Source organism: Desulfosporosinus metallidurans (assembly GCF_001936615.1).
In the GTDB taxonomy this organism is placed as follows: Bacteria; Bacillota; Desulfitobacteriia; order Desulfitobacteriales; family Desulfitobacteriaceae; genus Desulfosporosinus; species Desulfosporosinus metallidurans.
On sequence record NZ_MLBF01000006.1, the window covers coordinates 51,845 to 76,928 of the forward strand.

The following is a 25,084-nucleotide window of genomic DNA, read 5'->3' on the forward strand; positions in this document are numbered from 1 at the left end:
ACAAAACCTCCACCACTAAAACCAGCTACTCCATTGCCCAGCGTAGGTGATAATATAACGCACAAAAAATCCACCAAAAAGAACTAGAAAACTGCTGCTAATGGTCACAGGTAACGTCCAACGGACAGGAATTTTGTCTTTCAATTCTAGGTACTCCAGCGAAAAGGGGACAAGCAACCCGAGTCCGACAATCAGAAGCCAGAAAATCACAGCGAACTCTCCGTATAACAGACTTCCGAAGGCATCCGAGACGCTTACCGAGCTTAGTCTGCCCATTACGATCATTATTAATAGTATAAAACATTCCAGAATAATGAGTAAAGCGTCTGCCTTGGTCAAATCATGCAATTCTTTATGACTCGCACGTTGCCATGGACTTAGCGCCGATAGGAAAATCACGGACGCTACCCCTGTCGACAAAGCAGACACTAAGAACAGCACGGGTAGTAAGGGGGCCGTCCATAAGGGACGTACGGCGGCATTAAGCAGAAGGCCGGTGTACGATGCCACACCTACTGCTAAGAAAGGCATCCCTTTAGCTAAGCCCTTTTTCCATTTTTCTAAAGTCTTCGTCTGCCCAATAATTTGAAATTTTTCCGGAAGCCAAAGATATAGATAGATGACACTTAAAATTGTAAAGAACAGAATTGCCCAACTTCCATAGGACATCGGGGACCTTACTTGCAAGGTTAAAAATAATTGATAAAAATTAAAAGGACTTCCTAGATCTAGCAAAAGCACGCCTAAGCCCAAGGAAATGGGGAAGGGTGAGATAAAGGCACCCCAGCGGCCAACGCGCTCAAAGTCTTGGCCGCCGTAGAGCAAGGCCAGATTGGACGTGACCATGGCTCCTGCACTCACTCCTGCTGTGAAGAGGTAAATAACAATCATTAAGCCCCAAGTTATTTCCACGTGAAGACTCCCTCCTAAGCCCGTTATTTGCCCTCGGGTATTTCTGGTACCACGTCATCAATATAATAAATATTAGGGCCCGTTCCCACATGTTTTAGCAACTGACGGGTCGGATATTTGGCGATCAACTTAGAAACGATACTATTCGGATCATTGAGGTCGCCTGCCTGCCGAGATTTTCCTAAGCAAGTTTGCACACACGCTGGCTGAAGTCCTTGCTCTAGACGTTGTAAGCAGAGAGTACACTTGTCGGCCTTTCCCGTTTCAGGATTAGCAAAGCGAGCATCATACGGACAAGCCGTAATACAGTATTTACATCCAATACATTTACTGTTTTCTACGATGACAATCCCATCTGGGCGTTTTTGGGAAGCCCCCGTCGGGCAAACGGAGACACACGGTGGGTGGTCACAATGCATGCAGTTTCCAGGTTGGAAAATTTCCCTCACCTTAGGAAACTGTCCCAGAACTCCACTACTTTTTACCCAATTTCTCGTATGCCCAATGGGCACGTCATTTTCCGCGCGACAAGCCACCATACAGGCATCGCAGTCGATACAGCGCGAGGTAATGATGACAAATCCCATGCGAACAGCCATATTTTCTCCTCCTACGCCTTACTCACTGTTACAAAGGTTTCACTTAAGGCCGAACCTCCCGAGATCGGGTCTGTGACGGTCTTGTGTAGAGCGGAATCACTTGCTCCCAGCTTATAAGCTGATTTAAGCCCTTTGCTTATGTGTCCAAACCCTCCAACCATAAAGATACAATCTGGTCGTATACCCTCTGTTACATAGGCTTTAATACTCACCTTGCCGACCTCACTTTCCAACACCACTCGATCATCCGTCTTAACCCCGATCTTGTCGGCCACCGAAGTATGCAACCAAGCACGATTTTCCGAAAAGACTTCCAAGAGCCAGCGGTTATTCTGAGTGAACATTTGAGAATGCTGAGCGGTTTTCCCTGTCAAGAGGTAAAAGTGGTCCGCTGCTGGCCGTGGGGGTTCATTCCAAGTTGGCACCGCTTTCTTGCCCATCTGGGCCATTATGCTGGACGAAATCTCGATTTTTCCGCTACTCGTTTGGAATTCAAAGTCTTTGGAATGGTCTTCTTTCAGAGTTTGCACGACATAGTGCCCTGCTCGCTGTAATTCCTCCAAACTGACTGGAAACGGCTTAAGTTGCAGGGTCAAGAGATCCTTTTCATCCTTATAAGGTAGAAATTCTCCTAACCCTAACTTATCCGCGAGTTCCTTATAAATCATTAAGCTACTTTTCGTTTCGTAGAGAGGCTCGATCACGGGCTGGCGGATAAAGATCTTATTGCCAATCGGTATCAAACCGTCATAGCGTTCGAGATAGCTGGATTCAGGCAAAATCACATCCGCATAATACGCCGTATCACTCGCTTGAATATCGATCACCGCTACAAAATCTAACTTCATTAAAGCGTTAATGGTTTTTTGTCGTTCCGGAATCGAGAGCACCGGATTTTGCCTGGAGATCAACCACCCTTTAGCCTCATAGGGTTTACCGGTCAAAATATTATCCCGCATCGTCTGGATCACGCCATAAGATAAGGGGACCATAGGATACTGCCAGGGCACTCCATCAAGGCGCATTCCCTGAGTCGGTGGGAAGGGAGGATGGGACAGAACCCCCAGCTTGGCAGTGTTGATTTCCTGATCGGGAATCAGTCCGCCCGGCTGTGCCCAATTACCCATCAGAGCATTAAGCACTGCGATGGCCCGTTCCGTTTGAAATGAATTTACAAAGTTCGAAGTCCTCCAGTTGGGATGGGCAATTACCGCTGGAGCAGCAGCCGCAAACTCCCGCGCGATCCTGCGAATGGTCGTCGCTGGGATCTCGCATTTCTGCTCCGCCCATTCAGGCGTATAGTCCTTCACTTCAGTGGTCAGATCTTCGAAACCCTGAGTATACGTTTTGACAAACGTTGCATTGTACAATTTTTCTTTTATGATCACGTTGATCATCGCAAGGAAGAAGGCTGAATCTGTGCCGGGACGCGTCGGCAACCATTCCGTTGCTTTCGCCGCCGTCTTGCTGAAACGTGGATCAAGCACAACGACCTTAACCCCTCTGGCCACCATTTCGATCATTTCCTGAGTTTCGTTATTGGAAATTCCCTCCGCCAGATTTCTGCCCGTGAAAATCATATACTTGCAATGCTTATAATCTGTCCCCGGTTGCGGTACACCGTAGGTATACAGAAATCCGGTAGTCATGGCATTAAAACATAAACTTCGCTGCGTGCCGTAATTAGGAGTTCCATAGGCTTTAAGCAGAATCTCAAAAAACGGTTGAGACAAATTGTCCGTCGAGTTGAACATCATAGCCTTGGCGCCGTATTTATCTTTGATTTTCTTCATTTGATCTGCAGTATAGCTCAAAGCTTCATCCCATGAAGCCCTCCGCCACAAACCGCTTCCCCGTGCCCCTGCTCGAATCATTGGAAATTTAATGCGATCCGGGCTATACATCGTTTCAATGCCCGCATTTCCACGAGGGCATAGTTTTCCTAAATTATTGGGGTGATCTGGATTCCCCTCCAACTTCTTCACGACGCCATTTTCGACCTTAGCCATAACTCCGCACCGCCAGACACACTGCTCACAAATGGTGGTAACAGTCTTTGCACCTGTAGCTGATGTCTGCACTGAACTTTGACTCGCGCTTACGCTGGTTCCTTGCGCTAGGAGCCCAAAGCCAGAGGTAGCGCCCAGTGCAGCACCTGCGGCAGTTCCTTTAATAAACTGACGGCGGCTGAACAATTGATCCCAAGTATACACTTCGGACACATGGAGGCCTCCTTTCCTTGGGAGATAGAATAATTAATTCAAGTTTAAGTCGTTGACCTGTGTCTTTGAAGCGTCTTTAGATTTCTCCATAATTTTTGAACCCACATAAAACACGATAGTACACAGGACAAAGAGCGAGATGAATAGCCAATGATTGACATAGAGAAGTTCTTCCAGAGTTTTTTGTCCATAGGAACCAATGGTGGATATTTTTAAGAAAACGGATTGGTAAGTGGCTCCAAAAATGACCCCCCCGACGAGAAAACCCAAAACTCCCGGAATTAAATAATCTAAATTTCCCTGACCACAACCTGTGATCAACGTACCCGGTCACGTGCCGGCGATGGCCATACCAACCCCAAACAGGAGTCCGCCCAAAAGGTTTCCTACAATATAAGTGGAGGATACTTGATCCAACTGGATAAAACCGAGGTCTTTCAGGGTATAGAGACCCACAAGTCCTACGGAAATTCCTGTCATCATGAGCTTCATGACGGTATTATCTTTGAAACGGAATTGATTAACGATCCGATGATAGTGACCTAAGCCAGCTTTCTGTAGAGAAAAGGCGAAGAAAAAACCAATGATTAAGGGGACAACATACGTTGTCATATTAATAATCCCCCCCATACAAAATCTTCGTTGTGATGATCCCAGACACGAACAGCCCTGCAATGAAGAGCAGCCCAGCTGGCGAAAGTTGCATGGTTCCTGAAATAGCCAAACCACTCGTACACCCGCCAGCAATCCCTGCGGAATACTCGATGATGATCCCACCAAGAAAAATCATCGCCCAGCGCTTTAGCTTACTGGGTCCAAAGTTCTGTGTCCACTGCTGATCCGGCATTATTCTAAACTTAAAATCCTTAGACCACTTGCTGGAGACAAAGGCACCCAGCAACATTCCAGCAAAGAGTATAATTTGAAAACTAACGACGGGTGGCATCTGGAATTTAAAGTACATGGAATTTGCCAAATTTAAATGAAATGTTTTCAAAAGGATACTGTCAATGCTCTCGATACCACCTGAAGAGCCGATAGTTTTGTCGACCAAAACATAGGAAGCGATGGCCGTTAGTCCCAAAAGAACTCCTGCTGCCCAAGGGGACCATACTTTTTCCTTCATTTTTTCATTAAAGGACACGGTTAAATTTCCCCCTTTCCATTCTTTCTCTCACCTAACGAAGCCAAAGACTTAAGTTCATTTTCATCCATCGTTGTTATGGCTTGCAACAATTGACTCCCGTGTTCACGTTCTAGAATCTTTTGGAGAGCCAAAACGGTATGCATATCCCCTTTTAGTAATTGTTTGAACACGTCTTGAACTTCCGGTGGCAGAGTGTTAAATGGAACATTCTTATGCTTTCCTTGCGCGAAGGCCCAGGGCCATAACCCTTTTTTCCACTTCCATAGCAGGACAGCTAAAATCAAGAGTGCCAAGATGTCTGCGATGACGATCGCCCAAGCTAGCCAGGGCAACTTACCGCTGGTGTTAAAATCAAGGATGTCAAAGTTAGGATTTGCGCTGGGCGGAACTTGAGTTGCTGCCGGAGACGGAGTGACTGTTCCAGTCCCTGTCGCGGGAGCCGTTCCAGCCGCTGAGGCACCCGGTGCTGCAGGGGTAGTTCCTGTAGGAGTTGAAGTTGTTGCAGCTCCGCCGTATTTTGCGACCCGAGCCGCTACATCTGCAGGGTGACAGGATGCACAGGATTGATCCGGTTGCGCTAAGGGCTTAGCGACAACCCCTACATGAGCTTTTGTCTTATCTGTTTCCGTAGCTACACCTAGATGACAGGCCTGGCAGAAATCTCCAAAGGAGTGTTGGGTATGCCAATCTCCCTTTTTGGAGACAGGGTCCGCTCCTTGAACCTCATGACAGGTTTTACAGGAGGAGGTTGATGCCCCACAGGCAGCCTGGGTATCTTTTGGAGTTGACAGCCAAAAAGAACCCATGAGCACAATACCGAAGATGCCAAAAATTAAGGCTAATAAGGACAGCTTTTTCTTTTTCACGTTTGCTCCTCACCTCACATGTTAATATTGATTTGATTTAAGATAAGAACTTTTGTCCTATTACCACCTCCAAAGGCCATTCTTGGATGCGATGGGGTAATGTTTTTTAAAAAGTTTTATATAACTATGCCAAGGTAAACTAAAAGGTAATTATTATTGGTAAAATATTCACAAATAAAACCAAGCAGAGAATTATCTGAGAGTTAGCAATACGAACACCCTTGCGCACTTATGCCACCCGAAGGTCTTTTACACTATCGAGCCCCCTATACCCGCGTTAGGTATATATATTACATCATTAATATATTCGAATGGCTTTAATTTGTCAACCGTTCAGCTTACCTTTTATCCTAAAGACTATTATCACCGACCTTAGAGTCCTACACTAAGGAATAGCCAAAAAACACCGAGAAACCTCGAGATTTCATACGTTTTGTTACAAGTAAAATAGAAAAAGAAGCCCAAAAACTATAATTAGTTTTCGGGCTTCTTGCTCGTCTAATATCTTTAGACTAAAGACTATTAGCTTAACTGATTTTAGCGACCATAGACGCAGTGCTAACAACATGCTTACGGATACCCAATACAGAGTTAGGAATTCCAAAAGCCATACCAATGAGTTCAGTAATGTACATCACTGGCACCTGCGCCTTTTTCCCAGTGGCTTTTGCCATGGCCCCTTGGCGCAGATCGAGATTCGACATGCACATGGGGCAAGCGGTTGCTATGGCGTCGGCTCCCGTTTCTTTAGCTTGATAAACGATCTTGCCACTCAGCTCGACCACAATTTCCGGCCTTGTTAACACATAAGCTGCACCGCAGCAATCGGTTTTACAGTCCCAAGAAACCACTTCAGCCCCTAAGGCTACTAAGAGTTTATCCATGCTTACCGGATTCGTCGGATGGTCAAACTGGGCAATCTTCGCCGGGCGAGTCAGCATGCATCCGTAATAGGGAGCAATCTTCAAACCCTTTAAGGGTTTTTTTACTTTAGCAGCCACTTTGTCAAGCCCAATCCGATCCACCAATAGTTCCAAAATGTTTAACACGTGAACCGTATTTTTGTAGTTCATCTCGATGGCCTGTTGAACTTTCTGGGATGTTTCTTTACTTTCAGCACACTCGATCTCAGCCGTACGTAAATGATTGAAACATGCCGCACAGGGAGCCATGACTTCTTTCATTCCTGCCTTCTCAGCTTGCGCTAAGTTTCTTGCCGGTAAGGCCAAGGCCAAAAGATGATCCACCTGATGAGCAGGGGTTGACCCACAGCAGTTCCAGTCTGGAATTTCTTCCAATTGGACATCTAAGGTTTTAAATACCTCTCGGGTTGAGGATTCATAGTTCTTGGCAGTTGAATGGAGGGAACATCCAGGAAAGTAACCAGTTTTCATCACGCATGCCCTCCTTGCATTTTCTGAACATTTTCAAATATTTTAGCCACTGCAGCCTGCCCGTGAATCTTACGAGGTAGGATGTCGCCGAAACCCATAATACCCTTCAAAAACATAGGTGGACCAATCGGAATCAGGGCTGCCACATCTCGGACAAGTTCTCCCTGAGAAAGCATGTTCTTGACCATCAGGCCAACTTCATGCATGCGTCCGATGTTCCGTACTTCTCCGAGGAAAATCTCATTCATCTTAGGGATTTTCTTCTCGTTAGACGTATACCCTTCTTCTTTGGACATCGCCCGCAACGCATTCATCACTTTGTAAAGTTCGAAACCCGCAGGGCACTGCGCACCGCACGTTCCACATTGAATACACATTTGAATCGACTTGCTGGGTAGAACTTGATCTTTCATATTATAGACAATCATTTCCAAAATGGAGTTCGGTGCATAATCCATGACCCGGGAAAATGGGCACCCTCCTGAGCATTTACTGCATTGATAGCATTCTTGTACTTTTTGTCCGCTTCGGGCTTCCACCTCATTAAGAAAGCTATGTTCTTCCTGTAGTACTACTTTCAACCCTCTTCACCCTCTCTTCGGTGTTTCGAACAGTGCTCATACTTATGATATATCAAAGACGGTTGCTCATATTTAGGTTCAATACCACGCCGCGTTGCTTCTTTGCGAAGCGTGGCCATAATCTCACTTAAGGGAATACCGACGGGACATATTACCTCACACCCGGTACAATTTTTGCCGCAAAGCCAAATGGTACGGCTGTTCAAAACCTGTTCATCCAGACAATCCAGCAAATATTCAATCACTTGGCGTGGGGACAAGTCGAATTCATCCAGATGGGCACACCCTCCACCACACTTTGAACATTGCAAGCAGGCTGTGAGGGACTTTTGAATGCCCTCTTCTACGATCGTTCGAATACCATCTTCATGAATGCGCAAACGCATTTGGTTCACATCCTCACTTTTCAGCGTTCTTAGCGGGTCACTGCGAGAGCCTCACTGGCTGAAAGTCCACCCATCGCCACAGCGCTGGCAATCTCCATCGGTTGCGTACAGCTTCCTGCAAGGAAAATACCCGGTTTGGACGAGTGGCAAGGTCGAACATTTGACTCCACATCTTGGAAGAATCCATACTCATCGGTTGCGATGCCTAAAATGTTCGCCAGTTCACGTGACCCAACAGGGGGTTCCATGGCCGATGCTAAGACAACCAAGTCAGCTTCAACTTCAACAGGGTTTCCCATGAGTGAATCCTCGGCACGGACGAGGAGTTTCCCTTCGCTTTCCAGCACTTTGGCCACCCGTCCGCGGATATAGCGCACATTATACTCTTCCATGGCCGAACGAATGAACTCTTCGTATCCTTTGCCGAGCGCACGGATGTCGATATAGAAAACATAAGCTTTTGACTCGGGATTAGCTTTTTTCAACATAATGGCATGCTTTGCGGAATATGAGCAGCAAATCTTTGAACAGTATACATAACCCTTGGCTTTATCGCGTGAACCAACGCAGTGCACAAAGACGACCCGAACATTTCCTTGAGGTAGTCGGTTTTCTGCAGCCATCTTTTCAAATTCTAAACTCGTAACCACCTTGGGACTCCGTCCATAGCTATACTCAGTGTAGGCAGTTGGCTCCATATAATGAAATCCCGCTGCAACGATAATAGCGCCGACGGTCTCTTGGCGGGTTTCGTTCATCGTCTTTAACTCAACGGAGAAGGACCCGACACTTCCTTGGCAGGCTGTTAACGTAGTGTTTGTCAGGACCTCGATTGACGGCGCGGCCTGAACTTTTTGAACTTCCTGAGAAACTAAAGATTTCGCATCCCCGAGGACCGGAAATGTATAGGTTAATTTTGCAAAGTTGCCTCCGAGTGCGTCCTCTTTTTCAATTAAAATTACTTCTCCACCGTTTTGGGCAATTTTCTGTGCGGCCGTAATTCCAGCAATCCCTCCGCCGATGACTAACGTCTTTTTGCTCAAGATCCTTCCTCCTCTTTTAACGACCGATCCGGTCCAAGACATTCTCCAGACGTGCACGTCCACTAACATGGGCGGCAAAACCTAACTTCGCTACATCAAGTCCCAAACCCATACCGACGAGTTGAGCGATGTGCAAAACAGGAGTTTGGAAATCTCCCTCATCACGGAAATTCAACTGTTGTTGAATGCGGTCTAACTGACTGTGACAATAAGGACACTGCACGACAAGAATATCTGGGTCAGCTTCTTTGACCGAATCCAGTTTGCTCTTGGTATGCTCTATAGAAAGGTCTTTGCCATTAATAATCTGCGTAAAGCCCGTTCCGCAGCATTCGCGGTTTGCTGTATAAGGGACGACTTCTCCCCCTAAAATTTCAATAATTTCTTCCAAATAGGAAGGCATCTGTGCATCATCGATAGCAGTATATTTACCTCCCCCTAGATAATGGCATCCATAGTGAGTTGCCACCTTAATCCCTGTGAGCGGGCGTTTTACGTTCGCTGCAAGTTCTTCTTTTAAGCGGTAGTACATTTCAGCGATATGATAAACATTACTTGTCCCTTTATATTCCTTGCCCATCATGTTTAACATCATATTGACACTAGCCTTCACTTCTTCATTGTGATTCATAAAATGACCAAACTCATTTAAGAAGGTCCAGCAACCATTGCAAACAACACAGGTGTCTAACCCTTTTTCCTCAGCCAAAGACAGATTACGCGCCACTGCGGGCATGGAAGCCGTTGGAGCTGCAACATTGGCAAACGTTACAAAGCCACCGCAACAGGTCTGTTCATCCGAATCCACAGGTTCTACTCCAAGCACACGCAGGGAATCGAATGAACATGCTTCAATCCCAGGATATTTATTACTAGCTACGCAGCTTTTGAAGACGAAGATTTTCTCTGGTTTTGGAATTTGAGCTACTTTATCAAGCCTAGGCATTGGTCTTCCCTCCCGATGGTTCTCCATAATTGTAAAAACGTGTCTTTGTTTTGATTTTACCAACTTTAGAAGGCATTGGCTTTGTCTTGCACCGTTTAGTTTGCGCATCATCACAAGCATTGCAATCCAATAGGTCAACTCCTCCAATTTTCTTCATAAAGCTGGTCATTCCACTCAGATCTGAGATCATATTAATCTCGGCCACACCCCGTTTACTGACGATCCGCTTTGGAGGGAGCCCCGCTGCTTCACGAATTTTACCGATGTCTCCAATCGCATCTACGACAAATGGATTCCGCTCCCGAGTCGAAACAGTAATCCCATCCTTAAGGTAGTCTTTTTCCGCATAAGCTTCGAGCTGTTTTACATCTTCCCAACCATACCCTTCATTCATGGCGCCTAGACGGAGCATGAAAATGAAGAACGGAAAGTTGATATCCATAGGGCAAGTGGAGTAACAACCACTACAGAAGAAACATTGCCAAAGTTCGACACTTGACAAAATTCGTTTGACATTACCGTCAACAAGGTCACGAATCAGCTTTCTAGGATTGTATCCAGGTGTTACCGCAGCAGCAGGACACTGTCCTGTACATTTTCCACATTGCAAACATCGTTCTGCTTCATTGACAAATCCCATAGCGATGGGCTTCCACCGCTCATAAAAATCGTCGTCCCAGTCTTTAACTTGTTCGAGCACGAGTCTCCCCCCTATTCAGCTTCTTCTTACTTACCCGTCATCGCCTGTTTAATCATGGGCGTCATTTGAGGCATGAACTTAAACAAATCCTCACGTGTATCCTTGCTCGACATCATGAACTTGACCATACCAGGCATCATTTTCATCATTCTGCTTAAGGGCATCTCCATGCTAAAGAGATCTTCAAAATACTTAAGTGTGCGTTCCCCGGCATCCTCACTAGTTTCTTTTCCATATTCCTCTAAATAATTATCCGCCATTATTAACCCCTCCTCAAAAAATCTATAAATTATGGAAATAATTTCACAAACCTACCTAAGGCATTGCCCTCGGCACCCAATATTTAAAATTTGTTCCGGTTCCATGGGGTTATATAGGGGTTGAAAATATGAACATTGAGAACAAGCTTTAAGATCTATGGCATAATTAAGGCCACCGCACTTTGGACAAGTTATCTCTTTCACATTAGGTGGCATCGGATCTGCCTTTTCTAAAACCATAAAAAATTTAGGTCGAAATTCGGAAACTAGGGTACCACAATGTGAACACTCCAGCATGCTTAACTCCCTCCCCCCCCGGTGTGGGGTTTTGTTACCTTAGGATACATCTAAACTATAATTAGGTCAATAAGTATTTAAGAAATTTCTTACTTTCTTATTACTTTTCGACATTATATAAATTATTGGGCTAACATAGGTATGAAAAAACCGATATCCTCTTTATAAGTAGGATACCGGCAAAAAGGCCCATTTTATTGATTAAGTTTCATTAATGTTGCAATCGCTCTGTTCAGAACAACTTGAAGATCCTCCCCCTCTTCAATCGCATCGGACATACACGTATTTGCATAACGTTGCGCGACAATAACAGAGACTTTATGCACGGCAGAACGTATAGCGACGAGCTGTAGAAATATTTCCTCACATTTCTTTTCTTCCTCCATCATGCGTTCAACCCCTGCAATATGACCACGAACTGTTTTAAGTCGAGTAATGATCCTTTTTGTTTCTTCCGGGTCTACATTTTTCTTCAAGGTCTCTCTCCCTCTCATAAGCCTGGGATATACCTCCCCCGCTGGGCGGGGTATTTATTTTAGAATACAACTTAACAATAGATAGGTCAATATGTTTTCATGATTAAGAAACAACGGTGCCCCAAATTAATTTTTGTATTATAATAAGCTCATAGCGAAATGAAGGGAGAGAACATTATGGAAAATTTGATGAAATTACGTGACGAAGACTTAACACGACGTATACAAACCTTGTCCGAGGAACTTGAAGAGTTGGAAGAAGAAAGAGACTTCGTCTTGAGGCAGACCGGACTTCATCTCCCCGGGCACGCCGTCAAAAAATACGAGTCTCAAACAACCGCTTTACAAGAATCCATAGCGGAGCTTAAAGTGGAGTTAGAGCACCGTAAATAGGCTAGAAAACGGTATTATTGTAATATTACAACAACTGGGTCCTCGTATTATGCGAGGACCCAGTTGTATAGGTTCGGTCAGTTTCGGAAAAAATTTTATACCTTACAACCCGTACAGCCAGTACAGTGACTCAATAGATCACATAAACTGCACATCTCAGCCTTGTCGCTTGCTATGAGGCAATAAGTACCTTCAGTTTTCCAACAAGCCTTTGCTTCGTTCACCTCAACAGGGCTGCTTTGCTTTGCCCCCCCAGTGCAATTGCGCTTAAACCAACAAGAATACATAGAAGTCAAGTACTTTACCCCTGCAATGTTCAAACCTTTTTTATGCATGAGGTCTTTGATAAACTTGAGCCTTTTAACGTCATTACTTGAATACTTTCGTTGGTACCCTTTCCGATCAGGACGTACAAGATCATTCCGTTCCCACACCCTCAGTGTCTCAGGATGTTCTTGTAGCAATTCCGCCACAGTGCCTATGGTATACAATCCCTTATCTTCATCAAACATCGATTTCCACTTCCAAAGTAGTTTACTCAAGACGTTATCTGCACAATACACTCTCTTATTTTTTTACTGAAAAGTTAAATTTAGATGCAGAAGAAACCTCAGTGTCAATATGACAACAAAAAATACCTCGTTTTACCGCATAATTTTCGATGGCTTTACGTAATGCGCTAACTCCCAGATTGGCACATTGCCGTTCCTCCTCAGGTAAACAATCTAAATACTGCAGCACATCCTGTTCGGAGATGGTCATTGCTTCATCAATACATTTGCCCTTTGCCAAAACTGTTATCAGGCTGCCTGTTGTAACAGCTGCAGTGCTACCAATAGCCACAAAACTAATCTCAGTGATTATTCGAAACTGTACTCTGATATAAATCGTCAAAGCATCCCCCTTATTGGGGTCTTCAATAGTTCCTTCACCATCCGAATTCTGCATAGTACCAACGTTCTGAGGACACTTTAAAAGCTCCATAACTTTTTGTGAGTACAATTTTGTCCACCACCTATGGTTTTTTTAATACTATAACTATATAATATTATACAAGAGATATCAATAACTTTATTGATGTTTAAAGCAAAAGTTAATTCATTTCTAATGTTCAAAAAAGTTAATCCTACGACATGATGTGATAGTATCTTGAGGAAAAATGAAAAAGACCAGGGAGATTTGCCGAAATGCAGTTCCTGGTCTTGGTTTAGTGGTATTAGTTCGGAGGGCTTACTCGATGTATCTTAAGCTAAGTTTTTTTCACTTTGCTTTCTAATCTCGTCCGCTAAACGCTTGGCAATTTGATCAAAGATTGGGGATTGATAATCTTCAATTTTGCCAGCATCCGATAATTCCGCTAAAGCTGGATCCAGTGGAAGCTCTCCCAAATAAGGAATAGAAGTGCGATCAGCTTCCTCCTGCCCTTGAGGTTTACCAAAGACTTCAATTCGTTTCGTGCAATCCGGACATTGTACATATGCCATATTTTCAATCAAACCGTAGATGGGAGGTTTATAGTTTCGCACCATTTTAATTGCTTTTCGCACCACCATATTTGCCAGCGACTGCGGGCTTGTCACCATAACGACTCCATCAATTGGTAACGATTGGAATACCGTGATTGGAACATCTCCCGTGCCAGGCGGCAAGTCAATCAACAGATAATCTAATTCACCCCAAATGACATCTGTATAAAACTGATTGACAATCTGAGTGATAAGTGGTCCACGTAGTATTACCGGATCATCTTCTGTTTCAATCATAAGATTTAATGACATTACTTTAACCCCGCCACGGCTTTTGGATGCTAGGATTCCCGCATTACTGACTCCCGCTTTTCCCGTTACTCCGAAAATCTTAGGAATACTAGGACCTGTAATGTCAGCGTCTAAAATCCCTACTTTATATCCTTGGCGCATTAAGCTTACGGCTAACATGCCCGTTACAGAAGATTTACCGACTCCCCCTTTACCGCTCATCACAGCAATGACCTTGTCAATATGGCTCGCTTTTTGAGCCTCTGTCAATTTGGGTTCATTCGAACAACTATCCGTGGTACAGGAACCTGCTGCTGAACAGCTATTACACGCCTCGCTCACGGTACTGCCTCCTTTTCTAAACATCGTAATTTACCCACTTTTAGGGTTAATAATCCGAATTCATCTTACTCCCCTGATTCTTGCTTTGTCAAGTTTGTCCTTCTCTTGTCAAATCTCTACTTAGTGGTGCTCATGCCCGTGTTCATGGTCATGGTCATGTTTGCAGACGGATCCGGTACTTACAATCTGACCCTTGGCATACAGATTGGCCACATCAACCACGTTGCCGGAGGCCCCGGAAACCACTTCAAGTCCGATTGCGGTGAGACCATTGATCATACCTCCACCGATACCTCCGCAGACGAGCACTTCTACCCCATTACCTTTAAACATATTTGCCAAACCTTCGTGCTGATGTTGAAGACCTATGGTGCTTAATACGTCTACCTTGCGTGCTTCATTCCCTTCGATTTCAAACACTGTGAATCCAGTAGCTCGTCCAAAATGAGCATCTAAAACCTCACCGTTTGTTGGAATTGCAATCTTTTTAGCCATAATTAAAACCCTCCCAATAATTTTTTTGTTACGAATCTTCTTTACAACAACCACCCTGGCCTTTTCCGTGTTGGCCAGTGCAGGGATGCTCAACCCCATTGTCTAATCTCATCTTCTTCGTGCTCCCACATTGCGGACAGTCAATTTCATATCCGTGTTTTCCGCCTTCGCTACACGGCTGAACCTCCCACACATGTCGGCAATCAACACACTCAAAGACCCTATTCTTGATCGAGTAGTTACCTCCTTGTATTATTATCGGTCGTCCTTCTGTTAAGGCAGTGGCAATTTTCGACCTAGCTGCTCCAAGGATTCGCTGAAACGTAGCTCTGGAAACTCCCATAGATGCTGCACACTCAACTTGATCTAGCCCCACTTTGTCTTTAAGACGAATGGCCTCTAGTTCCTCTAGCTGGACTAATACTTCAGGCCAACGTGCGTATCCCTCTGGAATGAACGTTTGGCAGACTATTGTCTCATCGATTCGGCCACAACAACGCCGCCTTGACATTGTATCAGCTCCTTTTGAGCATATGCTCAATTAATTATACTCAACCTTAAGGATTAAATCAAGTAAGTTTCACCTCAACCACTGTACCCTTATTAAGTTCGCTCTGAACTGAAACTTCGCCCTCATGAAGTTCTATGAGGTGCTTGGCGATAGCCAAGCCAAGCCCTGTACCAGTGCCGTTTCGAGATTGATCAATTTTATAAAAGCGATCCCAGATCTGTTTCAATTCTTCAGCAGCCATCCCGTACCCTTGATCCCGAATTTTAACCGAGATCGAATGATTCTCTAGGATACTCGTTTCTACCGAGACTTTGGTGTTGTTAGGGGAATATTTAATAGCATTATCCAAGAAGATGACAAACAATTGACGGATTCGGTCATAGTCGCCTAAAAATGGAGGGATATCTTGCTCGGATTGAAACCCAATTTTTATTCCCTTTTTCTCAGCGATGGTTTGCATACTCCTTACTGCGTCTGCAAGAAGGCTTGGAATATGGATTTTTTCTTTATTCATTGTAATTTTGCCTGATTGAAGACGTGAAAGCTCTAGAAGGTCGCCAACCAAGCGTTCCAAACCGCGTGTTTCCGATAGCATCCTTTGGTGGTAGCGCTTGATCTCCTCGCTTTTTTCCAAGGTGCCATCCAACAATGCTTCGAGGGAGCCACGAATGACGGTCAGAGGAGTTCGAAATTCATGTGAAACATTAGCTACAAAGTCCCGTCGGAGTTGCTCAAGGCGCTCACTTTCACTGATGTCCTGAACCAAGGCCACGCTTCCTGTGACGGTGCCGTAGTTGTCTACAATAGGTGAAAACGTAAACCTAAGCTTTTTGCCGAACCAATCTTTAAGAATTTGTACAGGTTCCTTTCCTTCCATTACTTCTGTAAGCTGAGTCTCTATCCCCAAATCATACAGGTCTTTTTTTAATTCTTTAGGCGGATATGGATAGGATCGATTCAAAATTTCTGAGAGAGCAGAATTGGCACTCATCGGCTCACGTCTAATATCAAAGGCTACAATGCCTTCTGAAATACTTGTGATTATATCGTTTAGTTTTCCCTTTTCCTGAAAAAGCTGATTAATGGTAGACCCCAATTCTGAGGCGAGATGGTCGAGGGAATTACCAAGTTGCCCCAACTCATCCTGACGTTTTACACCTGTTCTTGCAGCATAATTTCCATGCGTTATTTCCAGCGCAGTGTGGTTCATAGCTTTCAGAGGACGAGTAAAGAGAAGGGAGTAGAAGATCCCCAGGGCTACTGCTAGAATGAGCGCTACCAAGAGACTCACTAATAAGATGCTCGTTGCTCTAGTCAGCGTGTTCGTTACCCCTGTTACCGGAGAATGAAGAAGCACTGCGCCCGTGACGACATTGTTAGAATCAACGATCGGGACACCTACCGTTATGGTGGCTTCGTTGTAGACACTACTAAAACTTTCGCTGATGGATTCCTTACCTGATAGAACCTCTTGGATAACATTTTCTGCTTCCTTGGGGAGGGGGGCTGAGTTTTTCCACAAAACCTGTCCTTTACCTGCCCCCATTCCTTGTCCTTGCCCTTGTCTCAAACCATAACCTTGACCTGATCCCATGCCCTGCCCTTGACCCATGCCTGAGATTATGGAGGGGTTTCCTTTACTATCAATAATCCATACGTTGGATTCGGTTAGCGTATCAAGAGAACGCATATACCCGCCGAAACCTCGCATTTGGGCATTAGGAACATTTGGACTGGTCGTGGAGTTAGGCACATTACTTTGTGTATACTCTGCCATTACTCCGGATATACTCCGAGCACTTGCCAGCATGGTTTTTTCCCGGCTGTCAAAAGCATATTGCCGAAACATTTGCATAAAGACAATCCCAATCGTAAGCATTGACACGAGCACGATGACAACAAATCCTGCCGTCAATTTAAAAGCGATTCTGTTCTTAAACATGCTTGACCTCAAACTTATATCCTACGCCCCAGATGGTTTTGATATCCCAACTAGAGGTTTCTGTTATGTTTATTTTTGCACGCAACCGTTTGATATGAGTGTCGACGGTGCGGGCATCCCCGAAGTACTCATAACCCCATACACTGTTTAACAGGTTATCCCGCGAGAAAACCTTTCCAGGGTTGGATGCTAAAAGCCATAATATTTCGACTTCCTTCTTAGTAAGGCCTAGAGGCTGCCCATCAATCATCACTTCATAATCTGAGAGGCTGATTTTCAGGCCGGGGTAAAAGACGATATCCGGTCGTTGCTCCTCAGATGGATCTAAGCGTCTAAGAACAGCACGGATTCGGGCCATAACTTCCCCTGGACTGAACGGTTTCACAATATAGTCATCCGCGCCAATATCTAATCCCATAATGCGATCCCCGTCTTCCCCTTTGGCTGTAATCATTATAATTGGCACCGTAGAATTCTGCCGAATTTCCCGGCACACCGTAAAGCCGTCCTTCTTAGGCATCATAACATCGAGCAGCAACAGTATAGGTCTATAGTCTTTAAACAACTTTAATGCCTCTTCGCCATCATGCGCAATAAGCGGGGAAAAGCCTTCTTTTGTAACATAGGTACTTAATATATCGAGAATGCCATCATTATCATCTGCAATTAGCAAATACTTATCCAAACTGTTTACCTCCTTACGTCTTCTGACTAGTTTATCATCAATTTGATGGATTTTTGTGACATATTTATGGCAAATGACAAATAAAAAAAGCCGTTATCCAGCTAACAGGATTCCGGCTATAAGGTCTAACTTATTGATTGATCTTCATTATAGTTTCAATCGCTTTGTTCATTATTTCCTGGCGATCCTCCCCTTGGTCAATCGCCTCAATTAAACAACCATTAGCATAACGCTGGGCGACAATCGTTGATACTTTATGCACTGCTGAACGAATGGCAACCAGTTGCAACAAGATGGCCTCACATTTCTTTTCTTCTTCAATCATGCGTTCAACCCCTGATATATGGCCGCGTATTGTTTTCAGCCGGGTTAATATCTGTTGCACTTCTACCGGGTCTATCTCTTTCACAAGGACCCATCCTTCCCGTTATAAACTAAAGCAATCCCTCAATTCAGAGGGAATTTTCATCCCCATGATTGTGACTAGACCTTGGGCATCCAATCGATGAGCCTACTCACGGTAAAGTTTAATATATTTTTGATAGCTGTTCAAGACACGGCCAACATAATCCTTAGTTTCCATAAACGGAATATCTTGTTGTAGCGTGTTCTTAGGGTCAATCAGGCCAGCATTAATCCACTCTTGTACGTGTCCTCTCCCCCCGTTATAGGCAGCAATCACTAACGTCGTATTATTGGCAAAGACCTTTTGCAGACTGGCGAGATACCATGTTCCATATTGAATATTTTTTTCTGGATTAAGCAAATCCCCGTCACTATAGCTCTTATCCCCAATGCTTTGAGCGATTGATTGTGCCGTACTAGGCATCAACTGCATCAACCCTTTTGCCCCTTTATGTGATTCGGATTGGGGTAGAAACTTGCTCTCCTCTCGGATTACGGCTACGACAAGGAAAGGGTCTACGCCGTACTGTGCGGCATATTTTTCAATAATATCCCGATGTGGATACGGATATATGATCTTCTCCAAAACTGGAACCTGAAGCATACAATAGACCCCTACGATTACTAGGACAAAAAAGAGAATTACCTTTTTGATCATCGTCCAACTTTTCGATTTCTTTTGACTCATCACATCTCCTCTTCTCGATTAAGGTGGCCTCATTAATCTTCGTAATTTTCGATGTTCGTTCTCTTATTATGCTTCATTAAATCTTTCCATGCTTCTTCAAGTTGGCGCATCGTCTCTATTTGATTCCCTGAATTATCAATCACCACATCCGCTTGTTTACGTTTTTCATCTAACGATTGTTGTGCAGCTATACGAGCTTCCACCTCATCCTGCCTCAGCTTGTCCCGCGCAAGAACACGTTTGATCTGTAAGTCACGAGGTACCCAAACAACCCAAACTACGTCAACAAATTGGTCAAACCCCGTTTCAAAGAGCAAAGGGACATCCCACACACACACTTTTGCTCCAAGACTTCGCTGCACATCTCGTTCAGAGTTCATGCATTCAATGACGCGAGGATGCACTATGCGCTCAAGGCGCTTTCGTGCATCTCCCTCCTTGAAAACTCGTCTACCTAGTTCCACTCGATTGATTTCCCCATTTTCTCCTAAAATTTCAGATCCAAATTCGCGAACCAGTTTTGAAATAGTAGACGAGTCCGATTGCAACAAGTGGTGAACTGTTTTGTCGGCATCCATCACTGGAACTCCTTGCTGTTTAAACCACTGGGCGACCGTCGATTTGCCGCTTCCGATCCCCCCTGTCAGTCCGATGGTTAACACATACCTCACCTCAGATCAATTTGCCCAGTCCAACTATGATTAAAACAGTTCCTGGTAAATATTCCGCTTTAGTCGTCCAGTTTTCCGGTATCTTTCCAGCCATCTGTTGCCCTAAGCGCAACATAATAATTTGGGTGAGAGCCACAATTGCAATAACAGAAAGAGTCATTCCTGCCATTGCAGCTCCGATTCCGCCGGCAAAAGCATCCATTGCCAGTGCACTCCCCAGTAGTAAACTTTCTCGCAAACTAATTCCCCCGGAGCCATCAACATCGGCTATATCTGGCGTCTTTAATACTTGGATCACTAATCCTAAAAAACGAAATTGGAATCGAAAAATTGGCTCCAACACGGGCTTTTGAAGGGCTACGGCCATTACTGGAACCGCTTGCGGAAAGGTCTCTCGTTTACGGTTCCAAATCGCCCTGCTCAGTTGAAAGATCCCTAGGGCCAGCAAAATTGAAGCTCCCAATAATCGAGCCGGAATAAACTTGAGCCATAACGTAACCCAGCTGCCAAAAAGCATAGATATCCCCATTGCAACCACGGTACACAATGCAATGACAATAAGTGAACTCATTGGAATGCGAATTCGACGTAACCCATAAGCCAGCCCGACGCCAAATCCATCCAAACTCAAAGCCACTGCCATAAGTAAAGCTACCCCCATATATGTATCCCTCCACCTTGCGACTTCAGGATAATATATGGGTTCACACGCTATTTGGTGAAATCAATCGCTGCCTGCAATCCATTCTTCTAAGACACTATCTAGGTGTTTTCTTACTTTTTCGGATTCTTCATGAAGTTTCATGGCTAATTCATAATTTGTATCTGCTAAGGCAAGCTCTGATTCTAACGTTTGCAGTGATTCTTCTAGGGCTTCAATTTCTATTTCTAATTGCTTCATTCGTTTTTTCTCTCGTGCTAGATTACGGCTATCTTGCTGCTGATCTTGGCTACTTGGCTTAGAACACTTTTCAATTGGTGCGACTTGCGTTTCTTCCTGTTGTTTATACTCTTTAAAACTTGTATAATCTCCTTCAAACAGTGATAACCCCTGAGTTGTCAATTCCGCGATCTTATGAACGACTTTATCCAAGAAATATCGGTCATGGGAAACAACGAGCACAGTTCCCTCATACTCCTGAAGAGCTTCTTCAAGCACTCCTCGGGTTTCTGTATCAAGGTGATTGGTAGGTTCATCCAACAATAACAAGTTTCCTTGTTCGAGGAAAAGTTTGCATAAGGCTAAACGACTCTTCTCTCCCCCGCTCAACACTGAAACAAGTTTAAAGACATCATCTTTTCTAAATCCATACCGGGCAAGTAGACTCCGGATTTCCGGGTCCTTCAAACTTGAGACTTCCCGAATTTCGTCCATCACGGTTCCCGAACTACCCAAATTCTCATGCTCTTGAGAATAGTAGGCAACCTTCACATTTGCACCTAAGCGAATGGTTCCCGCAAAAGGAACCTGATGAAGGATCGCTTTCAAAATCGAAGTCTTCCCAACGCCGTTTTTACCCAGCAGTGCGACCCGATCTCCCCGTCTCAAATCTAAGTGCCCCTTCTGAAAAAGGGTGCGTGCTCCGAAGGTGATAGAAAGATCCTCAATCAAAAGAACGCGGTCCCCACTTCGGCCACCACTACCCAAGGAAATCGAAAGTCCATGGTCTACCTTGGTGACCTGGATCGGTTTTAGCTTTTGTAACTGACTCTCCCGACCACGGGCCTGTTTCGAATTGACTCCCGCCTTATTTCTTCGGACATATTCCTCAAGTTTGGCAATTTTTTTCTCGAGCCGTTCTGCTTCACGGCCAATAGTTTTGCTTTCTATCACACGCAGAAGTTCGTATTCTGAATAATTCCCGGCATACCCTTTTAGTGCTCCATTTTCGAGGCAAAAGATACGAGTCACGGTGCGATCCAAAAAATATCGGTCGTGCGAAACAATAAGCAGTGCTCCTGGATAATCTCGCAAATACCCCTCGAGCCACTCCAGGGCTGCAACATCTAAATGATTCGTGGGCTCATCCAAAATCAGGAGTTCGGGGGCTCGAAGTAAGAGCTTGCATAAGGCCAACCGCGTTTTTTGCCCCCCACTCAAGGTGGTGACCAGGGAATTCATCTCCGCTTCTAGCCCAAGTCCAGCTAAAATTCTCCGGACCAAGGCCTCTAAGGCATATCCTCCCTGACGTTCAAATAACTCAGTCAAAGCAGCATATTGTTCCATGACTTTCTCACTTGGCGTTAGAGCCATCTTCTCTTCTAACTCACGCAGTTGTTCCTGCATTTGCAATAAATCGGCTCGTTCTTGAATCACACACTCAAACACGTTTCCCTCATCCTCGACAATCGGTGTTTGAGGAAGGTATCCGCATGAGCCCAAAATTTGAACTTCTCCGCTTTCTAAGCGCAGGTCGCCTAAACAGGCTCGAATCAGCGTAGTTTTACCTGCTCCATTCGGACCAACCAGAGCAGCTTTCTCTCCATTCTCTAAGGCAAAACTAACCCGCCGAAACAGCGGATCACCAGAAATATCGACGCCGCAATCCCGGCAAAACAAAACACTCATTTCTCTAGCTGGCCCCTTTATTCACTGATATATATATTATAAAATACCTGTCTGTGCAATCTTAAACCCAATTTGTTCGCATTTAACTATATCATACCCAGTGCATCCTAACAACGATCCGTCGCTTTCATCTTGGTTTGGCAAATTCCGCAAAAAAGTTCTGCCACTTTTATAATCCTTCTTTTGCCCGCGTACGGCCCCCAATATCTGCTAATTGGCTTAGAATTCAACTAATATTTTCTATGATATATTGCAACAAAAAGAAAATATACAATAGGCATCAATAGCAGTGTGAAGATTGAAAATCTCTGCATTGATACGTTAATGACATTACTAAAAACTGAAACAATGACGATATACCAGTAGGAAATCCAGAATGCCGTGTGACCTGCCTTAGAGTTTATGAAAATATTACGCTCTTCTTTTTCCAGTCGTAAGTTCCTTGCCAAGCCTGAGTGGTTCTTGGATTTTCGAAAAATAAGAAACGAACCTGCTCCTGTAGGCAAAAATCCGATTGCAATTCCAAACATTATCGATTTTTCAAACCCGAAAACATAAAAAATCCAAGCCGCAATACCAACCAGAATAAAGATAACTGAATAAATCATATCTCTATTCCAATATTCATCTCTTTCCATCAAATCTCCCCCTCAAAAATAAAGATTTCTTCAATGGGCAAGTTAAATACTCTAGAAATTTTATATGCCAGAAAAATAGAAGGATTGTATTTACCGGTCTCTAATGAAATAATTGTTTGCCTCGATACCTCAACTTTTTCAGCTAAATCCAGCTGAGTTAAATCGAATTGATCCCTTAGATCCCTTATCCTATTTTTCAAGCTCAAACCCCTTTCTATATCTTTTTGTAAAGTTTACTTTACAATACTAATATAAATATGATGGCGTTCAATGTCAAGCGCACTTTACGTCCATGGCATAATTTCACGTTACACTGTGCCTCTTTACTACTTTTCAAGCTCCGCTTCAGGTTCATCCATTGCGGTCAAAATTGAGGGTATAGGCTTGTACTATACAGATTCATGTAGGTCCTTTTGCCGCCAATTGCCCTGCTCTCAAATAAAACAACCTCCTTGACTATGAACTCGCCGAGTTTCTTGGTATGAAAAACGGATAAATCAATGTCGTAAAGTTTAGGACGCGAGGCCAAGGTAATATGAGGCTTAAATTTCCTGTCCTCCAAAATAAATCCATTCTTAGCGAGTTCAGTATGTATCTCGTCTCTTAGTTGATCCAGTTCACTTAAGCTTCCACCTACCCCTGTCCACAAGGTATGAGGCCGCTTAAAAGAAGGAAATGCCCCTAGGCCACCTATGCTCAACATGAAACGGGAATGTTTTCTGACTCCCTTAGAGAGTGTTTCGGTAATGATCGGGAGTGCATTATGGTCTAACTCCCCCAAAAATTCTAACGTGATATGGAAGTTCTCTTCTGATTTCCATAGTCCATCGACTCCATGATGTCTTAGTTCAGACTGAAATTCAAGGAGAGTTTGTTTGATCGCATCAGGTAACTCAATCCCTATAAATAATCTCATAGATTGTTCTCCTTTATATGGAAGATGCGCCGAAAATCTGTCCTAGATGATGATCCATATGTCTCACGTAGTCTTGAATAAGCTCGGATAGCGTAATATATTTATTCTCACCAATATCACACAGGTACAATAGTTTTCCTTCTGGAATATTTGAAATGATCCTAATGATCTGTTGATTGATTGTTATCCAAAAGTCGACGATCTCGTCTGTTGGTATAGTTTGATAGTCATGAATCAATACCCAATTGTTTTGGTCATATGAAACGAGAAAAAAGGGCAGCTTTTCAAACTGAATTCTGATGAATCTATGATAGTTGTTGGTGGCGGAATCACATAAATGCCCCAGTATCTCCTTTTTCGACCACTTTTTTTCTGGCTGTTCAGAAACTTCCTGTTCAGAAAACTGCTTAACTTTCAGAGGAAGGGCTACGATTAGGTAATTTAACCTTTCAAGGATTTCCTTCATTTTCTCACTCCTGCCTAAAACTATTCAAATCTTTCGCCCGATCAGGCATTTTCCATCTACTTTTTGGATAATATCTATCTAAACATACAAATAAGTAAACTTTGCTTTCTTTATTTTTTAAATTATAATACTTGAAAAGGCAATCTGCATTATATTTGTCAAAAGGAGATTTATGTTATGACTAAATTCAAGGAAATCAAAGCCGATCAATTTGAGCAAAGCCCTTTTAAACTGATAGGTAAAGATTGGATGCTCATTACCTCTGAAAAAGATGGAAAGGTGAACACGATGACAGCCTCTTGGGGCGGTTTTGGTGTAATGTGGGGGAAAAATGTTGCCTATATTGTTCTCCGTCCACAACGCTACACCAAGGAGTTTGTTGATCACTCCAACACCTTTTCACTTTCTTTTTTTGATGATACCTATAAGAAACAATTAGGATATCTAGGTAGTGTATCCGGCAGAGATGAAGATAAAATTGAAAAATCCAAGTTAACAGTTCTTCACACTGACGATACTCCGTATTTTGAGGAAGCAAACATGACCGTCCTCTGCCAAAAACTATATGCACAAAAATTAAAGCCTGAGTACTTCATTGAACAAGAACTCGACGAAAAATGGTATCCCGATCATGATTATCACACACTATATATCGCAGAGGTTGCAAAGATTCTGATTAAAGAGTAATTAAGAAAAAGGCCTATTTTTAGGTCTTTTTTGGTTATTTAGGAACATTCATTTTGCAGTTTGGGTCTTGATCTGTAACCTACGTTGTAA

32 protein-coding genes are annotated in these 25,084 nt (G+C 43.9%); 2 read left to right on the top strand and 30 right to left on the bottom strand.

What is annotated here, in order from left to right:
* Positions 1-15: 15 nt before the first annotated feature.
* From nrfD to DSOL_RS06130, 14 genes are all read right to left on the bottom strand, one after another.
* The gene (gene nrfD, locus DSOL_RS06060) at positions 16-912 is read right to left on the bottom strand and encodes an NrfD/PsrC family molybdoenzyme membrane anchor subunit (RefSeq protein WP_075363984.1); all 897 of its coding nucleotides are present in this window, start codon (positions 910-912) and stop codon (positions 16-18) included.
* A gap of 23 nt (positions 913-935) precedes the next feature.
* Positions 936-1,511, bottom strand: coding sequence for a 4Fe-4S dicluster domain-containing protein (locus DSOL_RS06065; protein WP_075363985.1), 576 nt, complete (start codon positions 1,509-1,511; stop codon positions 936-938).
* Between the two features lie 11 nt (positions 1,512-1,522).
* Positions 1,523-3,733 (bottom strand): molybdopterin-containing oxidoreductase family protein, encoded by a 2,211-nt coding sequence (locus DSOL_RS06070; RefSeq protein WP_075363986.1) that lies wholly within the window; start codon positions 3,731-3,733, stop codon positions 1,523-1,525.
* Positions 3,734-3,766: 33 nt separating this feature from the next.
* Entirely contained in the window at positions 3,767-4,345 is a 579-nt protein-coding gene (locus tag DSOL_RS06075) for a YeeE/YedE thiosulfate transporter family protein (protein ID WP_170871451.1), read from the bottom strand.
* Between the two features lies 1 nt (position 4,346).
* Positions 4,347-4,877 (bottom strand): YeeE/YedE thiosulfate transporter family protein, encoded by a 531-nt coding sequence (locus DSOL_RS06080; RefSeq protein ID WP_075363987.1) that lies wholly within the window; start codon positions 4,875-4,877, stop codon positions 4,347-4,349.
* 2 nt (positions 4,878-4,879) lie between these two features.
* Positions 4,880-5,746 carry a hypothetical protein gene (locus DSOL_RS06085; protein WP_139314396.1) on the bottom strand — a complete coding sequence of 289 codons (867 nt, stop codon included), beginning with the start codon at positions 5,744-5,746 and terminating at the stop codon, positions 4,880-4,882.
* A 527-nt stretch (positions 5,747-6,273) separates the two neighbouring features.
* Positions 6,274-7,140 carry a CoB--CoM heterodisulfide reductase iron-sulfur subunit B family protein gene (locus DSOL_RS06090; protein WP_075363988.1) on the bottom strand — a complete coding sequence of 289 codons (867 nt, stop codon included), beginning with the start codon at positions 7,138-7,140 and terminating at the stop codon, positions 6,274-6,276.
* A complete protein-coding gene (locus DSOL_RS06095) occupies positions 7,140-7,721 on the bottom strand; it encodes a 4Fe-4S dicluster domain-containing protein (protein WP_075363989.1) in 582 nt (193 codons plus the stop codon). The genes DSOL_RS06090 and DSOL_RS06095 overlap by 1 nt, the downstream gene beginning before the upstream one ends.
* On the bottom strand, positions 7,718-8,107 hold the full coding sequence (locus DSOL_RS06100; protein ID WP_075363990.1) for a 4Fe-4S dicluster domain-containing protein: 390 nt from the start codon (positions 8,105-8,107) through the stop codon (positions 7,718-7,720). Before DSOL_RS06100 ends, DSOL_RS06095 begins: the two co-directional genes overlap by 4 nt.
* A gap of 29 nt (positions 8,108-8,136) precedes the next feature.
* Positions 8,137-9,150, bottom strand: a complete 1,014-nt coding sequence (locus DSOL_RS06105; RefSeq protein WP_075363991.1) for a CoB--CoM heterodisulfide reductase iron-sulfur subunit A family protein — start codon at positions 9,148-9,150, stop codon at positions 8,137-8,139.
* A gap of 16 nt (positions 9,151-9,166) precedes the next feature.
* Complete coding sequence (locus DSOL_RS06110) at positions 9,167-10,096, bottom strand: CoB--CoM heterodisulfide reductase iron-sulfur subunit B family protein (RefSeq protein ID WP_170871452.1); 930 nt, start codon at positions 10,094-10,096, stop codon at positions 9,167-9,169.
* A complete protein-coding gene (locus tag DSOL_RS06115) occupies positions 10,089-10,796 on the bottom strand; it encodes a 4Fe-4S dicluster domain-containing protein (protein WP_075363993.1) in 708 nt (235 codons plus the stop codon). The genes DSOL_RS06110 and DSOL_RS06115 overlap by 8 nt, the downstream gene beginning before the upstream one ends.
* 26 nt (positions 10,797-10,822) lie before the next feature.
* Positions 10,823-11,056 (bottom strand): hypothetical protein, encoded by a 234-nt coding sequence (locus tag DSOL_RS06120; protein ID WP_075363994.1) that lies wholly within the window; start codon positions 11,054-11,056, stop codon positions 10,823-10,825.
* 491 nt (positions 11,057-11,547) lie between these two features.
* Positions 11,548-11,829, bottom strand: coding sequence for a metal-sensing transcriptional repressor (locus DSOL_RS06130; RefSeq protein ID WP_075364081.1), 282 nt, complete (start codon positions 11,827-11,829; stop codon positions 11,548-11,550).
* A gap of 177 nt (positions 11,830-12,006) precedes the next feature.
* Here DSOL_RS06130 and DSOL_RS06135 point away from each other — a divergent pair, with 177 nt between their 5' ends.
* The gene (locus DSOL_RS06135) at positions 12,007-12,222 is read left to right on the top strand and encodes a hypothetical protein (RefSeq protein WP_075363996.1); all 216 of its coding nucleotides are present in this window, start codon (positions 12,007-12,009) and stop codon (positions 12,220-12,222) included.
* 95 nt (positions 12,223-12,317) lie between these two features.
* Here DSOL_RS06135 and DSOL_RS06140 read toward each other — a convergent pair whose 3' ends face one another.
* From DSOL_RS06140 to DSOL_RS06215, 16 genes are all read right to left on the bottom strand, one after another.
* The gene (locus tag DSOL_RS06140) at positions 12,318-12,734 is read right to left on the bottom strand and encodes a MerR family transcriptional regulator (protein ID WP_075363997.1); all 417 of its coding nucleotides are present in this window, start codon (positions 12,732-12,734) and stop codon (positions 12,318-12,320) included.
* 55 nt (positions 12,735-12,789) lie between these two features.
* Entirely contained in the window at positions 12,790-13,224 is a 435-nt protein-coding gene (locus tag DSOL_RS06145) for an iron-sulfur cluster assembly scaffold protein (protein ID WP_075363998.1), read from the bottom strand.
* A gap of 242 nt (positions 13,225-13,466) precedes the next feature.
* On the bottom strand, positions 13,467-14,321 hold the full coding sequence (locus DSOL_RS06150; protein ID WP_075363999.1) for an Mrp/NBP35 family ATP-binding protein: 855 nt from the start codon (positions 14,319-14,321) through the stop codon (positions 13,467-13,469).
* Between the two features lie 120 nt (positions 14,322-14,441).
* Positions 14,442-14,816, bottom strand: coding sequence for a NifB/NifX family molybdenum-iron cluster-binding protein (locus DSOL_RS06155; RefSeq protein WP_075364000.1), 375 nt, complete (start codon positions 14,814-14,816; stop codon positions 14,442-14,444).
* Between the two features lie 28 nt (positions 14,817-14,844).
* On the bottom strand, positions 14,845-15,327 hold the full coding sequence (locus DSOL_RS06160) for a DUF134 domain-containing protein (RefSeq protein ID WP_075364001.1): 483 nt from the start codon (positions 15,325-15,327) through the stop codon (positions 14,845-14,847).
* A gap of 58 nt (positions 15,328-15,385) precedes the next feature.
* A complete protein-coding gene (locus DSOL_RS06165) occupies positions 15,386-17,269 on the bottom strand; it encodes a sensor histidine kinase (RefSeq protein WP_075364002.1) in 1,884 nt (627 codons plus the stop codon).
* Complete coding sequence (locus DSOL_RS06170) at positions 17,262-17,954, bottom strand: response regulator transcription factor (protein WP_075364003.1); 693 nt, start codon at positions 17,952-17,954, stop codon at positions 17,262-17,264. The genes DSOL_RS06165 and DSOL_RS06170 overlap by 8 nt, the downstream gene beginning before the upstream one ends.
* Positions 17,955-18,084: 130 nt before the next feature.
* Complete coding sequence (locus DSOL_RS06175; protein ID WP_075364004.1) at positions 18,085-18,363, bottom strand: metal-sensitive transcriptional regulator; 279 nt, start codon at positions 18,361-18,363, stop codon at positions 18,085-18,087.
* Between the two features lie 102 nt (positions 18,364-18,465).
* Complete coding sequence (locus DSOL_RS06180) at positions 18,466-19,047, bottom strand: lytic transglycosylase domain-containing protein (protein WP_075364005.1); 582 nt, start codon at positions 19,045-19,047, stop codon at positions 18,466-18,468.
* 32 nt (positions 19,048-19,079) lie between these two features.
* A complete protein-coding gene (coaE, locus tag DSOL_RS06185) occupies positions 19,080-19,709 on the bottom strand; it encodes a dephospho-CoA kinase (protein ID WP_075364006.1) in 630 nt (209 codons plus the stop codon).
* Positions 19,710-19,719: 10 nt separating this feature from the next.
* Entirely contained in the window at positions 19,720-20,379 is a 660-nt protein-coding gene (ytaF, locus tag DSOL_RS06190) for a sporulation membrane protein YtaF (protein WP_075364007.1), read from the bottom strand.
* Positions 20,380-20,442: 63 nt separating this feature from the next.
* A complete protein-coding gene (locus DSOL_RS06195; protein ID WP_075364008.1) occupies positions 20,443-22,287 on the bottom strand; it encodes an ABC-F family ATP-binding cassette domain-containing protein in 1,845 nt (614 codons plus the stop codon).
* 230 nt (positions 22,288-22,517) lie between these two features.
* Positions 22,518-22,925, bottom strand: a complete 408-nt coding sequence (locus DSOL_RS06200) for a hypothetical protein (protein ID WP_075364009.1) — start codon at positions 22,923-22,925, stop codon at positions 22,518-22,520.
* Positions 22,925-23,125 (bottom strand): helix-turn-helix transcriptional regulator, encoded by a 201-nt coding sequence (locus DSOL_RS06205; RefSeq protein ID WP_075364010.1) that lies wholly within the window; start codon positions 23,123-23,125, stop codon positions 22,925-22,927. Before DSOL_RS06205 ends, DSOL_RS06200 begins: the two co-directional genes overlap by 1 nt.
* Before the next feature lie 164 nt (positions 23,126-23,289).
* Positions 23,290-23,841 (bottom strand): RNA 2',3'-cyclic phosphodiesterase, encoded by a 552-nt coding sequence (gene thpR / locus DSOL_RS06210; protein ID WP_075364011.1) that lies wholly within the window; start codon positions 23,839-23,841, stop codon positions 23,290-23,292.
* 13 nt (positions 23,842-23,854) lie between these two features.
* Positions 23,855-24,307: a DinB family protein gene (locus DSOL_RS06215; RefSeq protein WP_075364012.1), complete on the bottom strand. Its 453-nt coding sequence runs from the start codon at positions 24,305-24,307 to the stop codon at positions 23,855-23,857.
* Positions 24,308-24,484: 177 nt separating this feature from the next.
* On the opposite strand from DSOL_RS06215, the gene DSOL_RS06220 reads away from it, so the two are divergent.
* A complete protein-coding gene (locus tag DSOL_RS06220) occupies positions 24,485-24,994 on the top strand; it encodes a flavin reductase (protein WP_075364013.1) in 510 nt (169 codons plus the stop codon).
* Positions 24,995-25,084 lie beyond the last annotated feature (90 nt).